This window comes from Salinigranum marinum, from assembly GCF_024228675.1.
Classification (GTDB): Archaea; Halobacteriota; Halobacteria; order Halobacteriales; family Haloferacaceae; genus Salinigranum; species Salinigranum marinum.
Genome location: NZ_CP100461.1, coordinates 3,262,637 through 3,271,735, shown reverse-complemented (window position 1 = coordinate 3,271,735; position 9,099 = coordinate 3,262,637). Strand labels below are relative to the sequence as shown.

The window sequence follows — 9,099 nt, the reverse complement described above, 5'->3', positions numbered from 1 at the left end:
GAGCGTGTACGGGCTGGCACTCGCCGGGAACGACGACGCCTACGCCGCCTGTGAGGCCCGCACGGCCGCGACCGACGTCACCGTGGTCGCGCCGGGGCTGGCGACAGCCCGCGGCATCGACGCCGGACGGCTCGAAGGCCTCGCGTACACCCATCGCGCGGCCGAACTCCTCGGCCGGACCGACGCGACCGTCGAGAACGCCCGCGCGCTCCTCGTCGCGGCGGGGATCGACCGCGCGGGAACCGTCGCGGTCCGGGCACGCGACGTCCGTTCGTCGGCCGGCGTCTCCACCCGGGCGGCCGAGATTGAACTCGGGAGCGTGCTCACGGCGCGTGACTTCGACGTCGACCTCGACGACCCCGACCACGTCCTCTGTGCGTGGTTCTCCGCCGACGTCTGCCTGCTCGGCTGGCTCGCCGCCGAGAGCCGCCGAGGGTTTTCGACCAGGCGACCGACCGACCGTCCCTTCTTCCAGCCGGGGAGCATGGACCCGCTCGACGCCCGCTGGGCGGTCAACGTCGCCGGGGCGGGTACGGACAGGACTATCGTCGATCCGATGTGCGGCACCGGCGGGTTCCTCATCGAGGCGGGGCTCGTGGGGAGCGACGTCGTCGGAATCGACGCGCAGTGGAAGATGACCCGTGGGACGAGAGAGAACCTCCGGGCGTATCTGGACGGTGGCTTCGACGTCCTCCGGGGGGACGCGACCGCCCTCCCGCTCCGCGACGGGGTCGCCGACGGCGTCGTCGTCGACGTCCCCTACGGGCGGCAGTCGAAGATCGAGACGCACTCGCTTTCGGAGCTGGTGTCGGGGGCGCTCGCGGAGGCGGCCCGGATCGCCCCGCGTGCCGTCGTGGTCGCCGACCGGTCGTGGGCGGCCGCGGCCGACGAGGCGGGCTGGACGGTCACGGAACGGTTCGAGCGCCGGGTTCACGGCTCGCTGACCAGACACGTCCACGTGTTGCGTCGGTCGGCCGTCGACGGCGGCGGGTCGTCGGTCGCACCGGGGACTGACCGACGGGCCACGCGACGCGACCCGTCCTGACCACACGAGCGGCGCGTTGATCACCCGCGGGCGGCCGGATCCGAGGCGGTGGGCTGAAGTACGCCTCGGACGCACTGCCGGTACCGTCACGCAATGGTCTCCGTCCTCGGCAGCCTCCGACGACTCGTCTGGAACGACGACGAACGACGCCCGCGAGCCCCCGTGCGACTCGTCGTCGGGATCGTCGTCATCGCGGTCGCCATCGCCGGCACGGGGCTCTTGGTCCAGTTGCTGTTGCTCCCCGCGTTCGTCCCCAACGTCGCCGTCGAGGGCGTCGCGCTCGTCGCCGGTCTGACCGTGGTCACCGGCGGCGTGAGCGTCGTCGCATGCGCGGTGGTCGGTCGGGTCGTCGACCGCCGTCACTTCGCCGACTTCGGCTTCGGCCTCGACCGCGACTGGTGGCTCGACCTCGGCTTCGGGTTCGCGCTCGGTGCCGCCCTCATGACGCTCGTCTTCGGCGTCGAACTCGCCCTCGGCTGGCTCGTCGTCACCGGGACGTTCGCCCCGCAGGGCTCGTTCGTCTCCGCCTTTCTCGCCGTCGTCACTCTCTTCGTCGTCGTCGGCGTCCAGGAAGAACTCCTCGCGCGCGGGTACCTGTTGACGAACCTCTGCGAGGGGCTGGACGGGACGCTGGGAAGCCGCGGCGCGACCGCCGTCGCCGTCGTCGTCTCCTCGGCCGTGTTCGGCGGCCTCCACCTCGGCAACCCGAACGCGACGCTCGTCTCGACGCTCTCTATCTCGCTGGCCGGCGTGATGCTCGCCGCGGGCTACGTCCTCACGGACGAACTGGCGATCCCGATCGGGCTCCACATCTCGTGGAACCTCTTTCAGGGCGGCGTCTACGGCTTCCCCGTCTCGGGACTGGGCATCGACGCCGCGGTGATCGCCGTCTCACAGGGCGGGCCCGAGCGCTGGACCGGCGGTTCGTTCGGTCCCGAGGCCGGCCTGCTGGGGGTCGCCGCGATCCTGCTCGGGACGCTCGCGACCGTCGGCTACGTCCGCGTCCGGTACCGGTTTCTCGCGATCCACCCCTCGCTCACCGTTCCCGACCTGCGGTGGCGTGACTGACTCGTACCGACTCACTCGACGAGCCGTTCGATCTCGGTAACGAGGATGTCGCTCGCGCCGACGTGCTTCAGCTCGGTGACGACCTCGTAGACGTCGCGCTCGTCGACCACGACGTGGACCGCCACGTGCTCGCCGCCGGCGACGTCCATGACCGTGGGACCGCCCATCCCGGGGATTACCTCGCGCACCTCGTCGAGGCGGTCTCTGGGCGCGTTCATCATGAGGTAGCGCTTACCCTCCGCCGAGAGCACGGAGCGAAGCGCCATCACCAGCTGCTGGACCCCCTCGTCGTCGGCGTGGTCGGGGTGGGCGAACAGCCGGGCCGAGGAGGCGAGCACCTCGTCGACGACCGCGAGGCGGTTCACCGCCAGCGTCGTCCCCGTCGAGGTGATGTCGATGATGGCGTCGGCCATCTCGACGTGCGGGGTGAGTTCGGTCGCCCCGGTCACCTCAACCACGTCGGCGTCGATCCCCTCCTCGGCGAAGTACCGGCGGGCGATCGTGGGGAACTCCGTGGCGACCGTCTTCCCGGAGACGTCTTCTGGCGCCGTGATCTCGCCGTCCTCGGGGGCGGCGAGGACGAGCCGGCACGTCCCGAACTCCAGATCGAGCAGTTCCGTGAGTTCGTGGCCCGACTCGCGCACCTGGTCGTAGCCAGTGATCCCCACCGCCGCGGCCCCGTCCCACACGTACTCCGGGATGTCCGCCGCGCGCGCGAAGAGGACGGTCACGTCGGGATCGACCGTCCCGGCGTACAGCTTCCGGTCGGCACCGTTGTCGAGGTGGAGCCCGGCGCGTTCGAGCAGTGTCAGCGTGGGGTCGTGGAGACGTCCCTTGTTGGGAACGGCGATTCGCATACCTCCTTCTCATCGCGTCGGGTGAACTGCCTTTCGACCGAGGGCTCGCACACCTCGGTTGCCGGATCCAGACGGGGAGCGACGGGTGGCGAGAGAGACGGGAGCCGTGTGAAGAGGACCGCAGGCGTGAAACGAGGGTCGAGCGGTCGGTTGGGCGACGCCGCACCGGGTACTGTCCTCGTTCCGTCCGTTCGTTCCGCTCACCGCAGAGAGCCAGACAACGACGTATCGACGATTCGATTACGAGCGGGAAATCGAGAGAATCGACGCCGTTTTCGCCTGCCACCCCACACCGGACCACATGACCACGCTCTGTGTCGCCGGCGGGTTCGTCCTCCGGGACGGCTCCGTCGTCGAACGTGACGTCCTCGTCGACCAGGACGCCGGAGAGATCGTCGACGTCGCCGCAGACCTCACCAGCGAGGCCGACGAGATCCTCGACGCGACCGGGTCGGTCGTGATCCCCGGCCTCGTCAACGCCCACACCCACGCGGCGATGACGCTCCTCCGCGGCTACGCCGACGACAAACCGCTCGACGCGTGGCTCCGCGAGGACATCTGGCCCGCCGAGGCGGCGCTCGAACCCGCCGACGTCCGCGTCGGCACCGACCTCGCGCTGCTGGAGATGATCCGCTCGGGGACGACCGCCTTCGGCGACATGTACTTCCACGTCGACGAGGTGGTCGACGCGGTGGCCGAGGCCGGACTCCGCGCCCGGGTCGGCCACGGCGTCGTCACGGTCGGCAAGGAGACCGAGACGGCCCACGACGACGTCCAGAAGAGCCTCGACGTGGCACTCGAGTACGACGGGGCCGCCGACGGGCGGGTCCGGACGGCCGTGATGCCGCACTCGCTGACGACCGTTTCCGCCCAGGCCTTCGAGGAGTGCGTCGCCCTGGCCACCGAGAACGACGTCCCGCTCCACCTCCACGCGAACGAGACGCGCGACGAGGTTGCGCCGATCGTCGACGAGCGCGGCGAGGAGCCGCTCGCGTACGCCGACGACCTCGGCATCCTCGGACCGGAGACGTTCCTCGCTCACGGCGTCCACGTCTCCGACGACGAGATCGACCTCCTCGCGGAGCGGGGAACGAGCGTCGTCCACTGCCCGGCGTCGAACATGAAGCTCGCGTCGGGGATAGCTCCGGTCCAGTCGTACCTCGACGCGGGTGTCACAGTCGCGCTGGGGACCGACGGAGCCGCCTCGAACAACGACCTCGACCTCTTCGACGAGATGCGCGACGCCGCGATGGTCGGGAAGATCGCCGCCGACCGCGCGGACGCCGTCGCCGCGCCGGACGTGATCGAGATCGCGACACAGGGAGGGGCCGACGCGCTCGGCCTGCCCGGAGGACAGGTCGCGCCGGGGGCGGCCGCGGACCTCGCGGTCGTCTCGCTCGACGCGCCGCACCTCACCCCCGTACACGACGTGGTGAGCCACCTCGTCTACGCCGCCCGCGGCTCGGACGTCCGCCACACCGTCTGCGACGGACGGGTGCTCATGCGCGACCGCGAGGTGCTGACGATGGACGCCGACGGCGTGATGGCCGCCGCCCGAGAGCGGGCCGCGGCGCTCCGCGACCGGGTCGAAGCGGAGTGACACCACCCGGGGTGCCGTGACGCCGCCGATCAAAAAAGTGGGACTCGTCCGTCAGGCGCAGCCGGGGGCGGTCGCCGTTCCGGTGAAGCCGCTTGAGGCCCAGTCGTCGTCCTGCGGGCGCTTGGTCAGCAGGCCCGTGACGACCTCGCCACACGCGACCGAGACGTACTTGCCTTCCGGCGGATCGAAGCTGGCCTGATTCGCCCCGACCGTGTACTCGTCGCCGTCGCTGGGTCCGTTCGTCACGAGCATGACCTTCGCCGCCGTGGCGTTGCGATTGTCGATCCTGAACGTCGGCTCCGGGGCGTCGGCCACGATGGTCCCGTCGACCAGTGCGGGGTCGAACTCGTCGGGTTTCTTTGCGGTTGTCGATCCGCTGACGGCCGCGAGACCGATCGACGCGACCGCCCCGGCTTTCAGCAGGTCGCGTCTCGATACGGTTCGGCCGAATCTATCTGTTTGCATACGTCCACCTTCTCCGAGAAACTCTTCTCGGAGCGAGGGGCCGTTCGAGGCCGAACGAGATATACGGTTCTGGCCGTTCGGCTGAAGTTCACCCGCGCGTGACGGTGGTTTCGTCGGTCGCCGGACGCGTCACCTCGAATCACGGCGTCGCCGTGGCTCCGACGAGCCCTCGCCGCGTCGGTACAGCACGGCTGCGCCCTCCCGCTCGGTCACGAACCGTCGCCCGGCCGCGGCTCGTCGTCCGCCGCGGCGTTCGCCAGCGCGAAGCTCGTGACGGAGACCGCGTCGCCGATGCCGACCGTGCTCGCGGGGACGTCGACGACGCGGTTCGGCACCGCCACGACGCCCGACGTCTCGACGCCGCCGTCGTCGACCGCGACGCCGAGGTGTCGGGCGAGCGTCTCGACGGCGCGGTCGCCCGCCGGCGCTCGTTCGTACGCCGTCGCCTCGCCGAGATCCGCGGGGCCCGTCACCAGTCCGTCCTCGGCTTTCGCGGCGGCGACGCACGCCGCGAAGTCGAACCCGCGCCGGACCGCCGCGGGCGGGAGGTACCGGTCGTCGAAGGTCGCGAGGAAGTACTCCTTCGCGTGGAACGAGACGGCCGGGATGCCGAGCGCCCCGCGGACGCGATCGAGCGTCTCGTACCGACGGACGACCGCCGCCCCCGCCGACGGATCCGGGGCGGAGAGGTCCGCACGGAGCTGGTTCAGTTCGTGGCTGTCGAGGCTCACGACGTCCGCCTCCGGGACGATTCGTTCGCGGACGGCCCGACGGACGTCGGGGTCGTGCGTCACGCCGAGTTCGACCTGCACGCGCGCGCTCTCCCCGACCTGCCGGAGGACCGACGCCGCGCTGTCGAGACACGTCTCGAACGTCTCGCCGTCATCGTAGCGCCGCTTGACGCTGTGAAACCCCGAGAGGACCGCACAGCCGACCCGCTCCCCGAGCGCCCCGGCCAAGGAGTCGACGGGGGTGTGCAGATCGAACTCGTCGGGGCGCGAGGCGGCGATGAACCGGGAAGCGTCGGTCGCCGTCGTGCCGAAGAACGCGTCGCCGGCGTCGAACTCGAAGATCCAGTTGAGCTTCGTCTTCTCGGCCGTGGGAGCCGCGTCGAGCGGTCGGAGCGCGATCCCGTCGGCCGTCGCCACCGGGAACCGGATCCGCTCGGGACGGGAGAACTGCGCGCGCTGGCGGTCCGAGAGGAGATACGTGTAGAGAACGGGCGCGGCACCGAGCACCGAGAGGACGTCGGCCATGATACCGGCCTGGCCGCCGAGCCGCTGTTCGTCCGTCGAGAGCGTCGTTTCGAGCGTCGCGGCGAACGCGTCGGTCAGCGCGCGCTCGTCGCCGCTCCCGCGGCGCATCGTCCCGGCGATGGCCGCCGCGAGTTCGCCGGGTGACTCCAGTCTCTCCTCGGGGGCGTCGGTCGGCGCCTCGAGCGCCGATTCGAGGCTCGAATCGACGCGGCGGATCGCGTCGACGTTCGCGTTGTACGCACAGAGGACCGGATACGCCGCGAGGGCGTCGAGGTCCGCGTCGAGGTCCATGCTCGCCGTCTCACGCGGCTGGACCGTAGTCGTTTTCGTGTCGGTCCGTCCCCCGTTCGAGCCGTCAGCGCTCGTACACGCGAACGTTCCTGAACTCGGAGACGACCCCGCCGCCACCGTCCTCGTCGTTGACGAACACGAGGTCGGAGACGTCGCCTTGGAACGCCTCGCCGACGGGGATCTCGTACCGCACCCAACCGTCACCGTCGGTGTACGTGTCGTACGTCCCGTTGAAGTTGAACGACCCCGTGTTCCCGACGCTCTGACTCCCGTACACCTTGTACAGTGGCTGCGAGCCGGTGTTGTCGGTCCCGAGCCCGATCGCGTGGAGTTCGCCCTCGTCGTCGCTCCGGAACTCGAAGACGAGCACGGTGTCGGCCGTGACCGTGTAGTCGAAGTCGAGTTCCTTCCACGCGTTCCCGTCGAGACGGTAGATCCCGCCGGTGGTCGTCAGGGAGCCGCTGCCGTCCTGCCCGCCGGTGGCGTAGCTGGTGGGCGAGGCGGACGGGTCGGGGACGTTGCCGACGAGCGGGACGTCGTACTCGTCGCGGGCGAGGACGGTCTCACTCGGTCGGTGGACGACACGGACAACGGCGGTCTCGTCGCTCAGCCCGTGGCCGACGGCGTACGTCTCGCCGGCATCGAGCGTGCCGTCGCCGTCGCCGCGCCGGGTGAACGCCTCCAGCGGAACGCGCGTCCCGCCGTCCGCGCCCTGCAGGACGAGGTCGACTTCGGCGGCGGCCAACGCGTCCCCGGACTCGTGCGTCACGGTGACGTTCTCGCCGTCGATATCGGTCGCGAGCGCCGCCGAGACGGGCTCCCGCCGTGTGTCCTCGAGCACGCCGCTCCCCGTGAACGCGACGCCCCCGGCCACGACGAGCACCACCCCGACCAGGAGCACGTTCGCGATCGTCGACTGTGCGCGCGCCATTGGGAACGCTGCCACGTGAAAAAAAATTAATCCGCCGCCTCGATGATCACAGCTGATAGCTGGACGCTTCGGTAGGGTTTTGCCACCCCTCTCACAATCGCTCGGTATGAGTCAGACGTCGATCACCGACCGTCTCGCGGACCCCGAGACGGCGCGCGAGGAGGGCCGCCGCAAGATGGACTGGGCGATGCAGCACATGCCGATCCTCCAGGCGCTCTCGGAGGAGTTCTCGACGGAAACCCCCCTCGAGGGTCACGTCGTGGGGATGGCGATGCACGTCGAAGCGAAGACCGCGAACCTCGTCGAACTCCTCGCCGAAGGGGGAGCCGAGGTCGCCATCACGGGCTGTAACCCGCTCTCGACGCACGACGACGTGAGCGCGGCGCTCGACGCTCACCCCCGAATCACGTCGTACGCCGAACGCGGCGTCGACGACGAGGCGTACTACGCCGACATCGAGGCCGTGATCGAACACGAGCCCACCATCACGGTCGACGACGGAATGGACATGGTCGCGGCGATCCACGAGTCGTACCCCGACCTGATCGACACCATCGTCGGCGGCTGCGAGGAGACCACGACGGGCGTCCACCGCCTGCGGGCGATGGACGCCGACGGCGAACTGAACTACCCGGTGTTCGCCGTCAACGACACGCCGATGAAGACGCTGTTCGACAACGTCCACGGCACGGGCGAGTCGTCGCTGGCGACCATCGCCATGACGACGAACCTCTCGTGGGCGTCGAAGACGGTCGTCGTCGCCGGCTACGGCTACTGCGGGAAGGGCGTCGCGAAGAAGGCCGCGGGACAGAACGCGAACGTCGTCGTCACCGAAGTCGAACCCCGGCGGGCGCTCGAGGCGCACATGGAAGGGTACGACGTAATGCCGATGACGGAGGCCGCCGAGGTCGGCGACGTGTTCATCACGACGACGGGCAACCGCGACGTGATCACCCGCGAGCATTTCGAGCGGATGAACGACGGCGTCCTCCTCGCCAACGCCGGCCACTTCGACGTGGAGGTCAACCTCGACCAGCTCTCGGAGATGGCGGTCGACCAGTACGAGGCGCGCGACGGCGTCGAGGCCTACGAACTCCAGGACGGGAGACGGCTGAACGTCCTCGCGGAGGGGCGGCTCGTGAACCTCGCCGCCCCCATTGCGCTGGGCCACCCGGTCGAGGTGATGGACCAGTCGTTCGGCGTCCAGGCCGTCTGCGTCCGGGAACTCGCCGAGCGGGGAGAGGAGTACGACGCCGGCGTCCACGACGTGCCCGACGACCTCGATCGGGAGGTCGCGGAGATCAAACTCGCCGCGGAGGGCGTGGAGTTCGACTCGCTCTCGGACGCACAGGAAGAGTACATGGGCTCCTGGGACCACGGGACGTAAACCGGTTAGATACGTCGTTCGGTCTCCGACGAAGTGGAACGAACGGAACGGAACCGTACGGAACCGTTGCCGGAGAGCGCGAGGACCGCGCGGTCACTCGAGCGATGTGGCCACGTCCTCCCCAGCCAATTCCTTCACTCGCTCCCGTTGGTCGCTCGCTCAGTCATCCCTCGCGCGCGGTCGCGAACCGGCATCCGCG

The 9,099-nt window shown here is 70.0% G+C and carries 8 protein-coding genes; 4 read left to right on the top strand and 4 right to left on the bottom strand.

From position 1 onward, the window contains the following. The first annotated feature begins 4 nt into the window (after window positions 1–4). On the top strand, window positions 5–1,045 hold the full coding sequence (locus tag NKJ07_RS16280) for a methyltransferase domain-containing protein (protein WP_425504676.1): 1,041 nt from the start codon (window positions 5–7) through the stop codon (window positions 1,043–1,045). Between the two features lie 93 nt (window positions 1,046–1,138). Next, the gene (locus NKJ07_RS16275; RefSeq protein WP_318567842.1) at window positions 1,139–2,113 is read left to right on the top strand and encodes a CPBP family intramembrane glutamic endopeptidase; all 975 of its coding nucleotides are present in this window, start codon (window positions 1,139–1,141) and stop codon (window positions 2,111–2,113) included. An 11-nt stretch (window positions 2,114–2,124) separates the two neighbouring features. On the opposite strand, the gene hisG is transcribed toward NKJ07_RS16275, so the two are convergent. Continuing rightward, window positions 2,125–2,970: an ATP phosphoribosyltransferase gene (hisG, locus tag NKJ07_RS16270; protein WP_318567841.1), complete on the bottom strand. Its 846-nt coding sequence runs from the start codon at window positions 2,968–2,970 to the stop codon at window positions 2,125–2,127. Window positions 2,971–3,271: 301 nt separating this feature from the next. Between hisG and NKJ07_RS16265 the strand changes: the two genes are divergently transcribed. Beyond that, a complete protein-coding gene (locus tag NKJ07_RS16265; protein WP_318567840.1) occupies window positions 3,272–4,570 on the top strand; it encodes an amidohydrolase in 1,299 nt (432 codons plus the stop codon). A 51-nt stretch (window positions 4,571–4,621) separates the two neighbouring features. On the opposite strand, the gene NKJ07_RS16260 is transcribed toward NKJ07_RS16265, so the two are convergent. The 3 genes from NKJ07_RS16260 to NKJ07_RS16250 all read right to left on the bottom strand — a co-directional run bounded on the left by NKJ07_RS16260 (window position 4,622) and on the right by NKJ07_RS16250 (window position 7,513). Beyond that, window positions 4,622–5,035 carry a hypothetical protein gene (locus tag NKJ07_RS16260; protein ID WP_318567839.1) on the bottom strand — a complete coding sequence of 138 codons (414 nt, stop codon included), beginning with the start codon at window positions 5,033–5,035 and terminating at the stop codon, window positions 4,622–4,624. A 209-nt stretch (window positions 5,036–5,244) separates the two neighbouring features. Then, a complete protein-coding gene (locus tag NKJ07_RS16255; RefSeq protein ID WP_318567838.1) occupies window positions 5,245–6,582 on the bottom strand; it encodes an ADP-dependent glucokinase/phosphofructokinase in 1,338 nt (445 codons plus the stop codon). 64 nt (window positions 6,583–6,646) lie between these two features. Then, window positions 6,647–7,513 (bottom strand): type IV pilin domain-containing protein, encoded by an 867-nt coding sequence (locus NKJ07_RS16250; protein ID WP_318567837.1) that lies wholly within the window; start codon window positions 7,511–7,513, stop codon window positions 6,647–6,649. A gap of 106 nt (window positions 7,514–7,619) precedes the next feature. Here NKJ07_RS16250 and NKJ07_RS16245 point away from each other — a divergent pair, with 106 nt between their 5' ends. Next, window positions 7,620–8,900 (top strand): adenosylhomocysteinase, encoded by a 1,281-nt coding sequence (locus tag NKJ07_RS16245; RefSeq protein ID WP_318567836.1) that lies wholly within the window; start codon window positions 7,620–7,622, stop codon window positions 8,898–8,900. The last annotated feature ends 199 nt before the right edge of the window (window positions 8,901–9,099 follow it).

What these genes read in the sequence shown, in the direction of transcription:
- NKJ07_RS16245 (WP_318567836.1), top strand. Translation starts at nt 7,620, where the DNA reads ATGAGTCAGACGTCGATCACCGACCGTCTCGCGGACCCCGAGACGGCG.
- NKJ07_RS16250 (WP_318567837.1), bottom strand. Translation starts at nt 7,513, where the DNA reads ATGGCGCGCGCACAGTCGACGATCGCGAACGTGCTCCTGGTCGGGGTG.
- NKJ07_RS16275 (WP_318567842.1), top strand. Translation starts at nt 1,139, where the DNA reads ATGGTCTCCGTCCTCGGCAGCCTCCGACGACTCGTCTGGAACGACGAC.
- NKJ07_RS16260 (WP_318567839.1), bottom strand. Translation starts at nt 5,035, where the DNA reads ATGCAAACAGATAGATTCGGCCGAACCGTATCGAGACGCGACCTGCTG.
- hisG (WP_318567841.1), bottom strand. Translation starts at nt 2,970, where the DNA reads ATGCGAATCGCCGTTCCCAACAAGGGACGTCTCCACGACCCCACGCTG.
- NKJ07_RS16255 (WP_318567838.1), bottom strand. Translation starts at nt 6,582, where the DNA reads ATGGACCTCGACGCGGACCTCGACGCCCTCGCGGCGTATCCGGTCCTC.
- NKJ07_RS16265 (WP_318567840.1), top strand. Translation starts at nt 3,272, where the DNA reads ATGACCACGCTCTGTGTCGCCGGCGGGTTCGTCCTCCGGGACGGCTCC.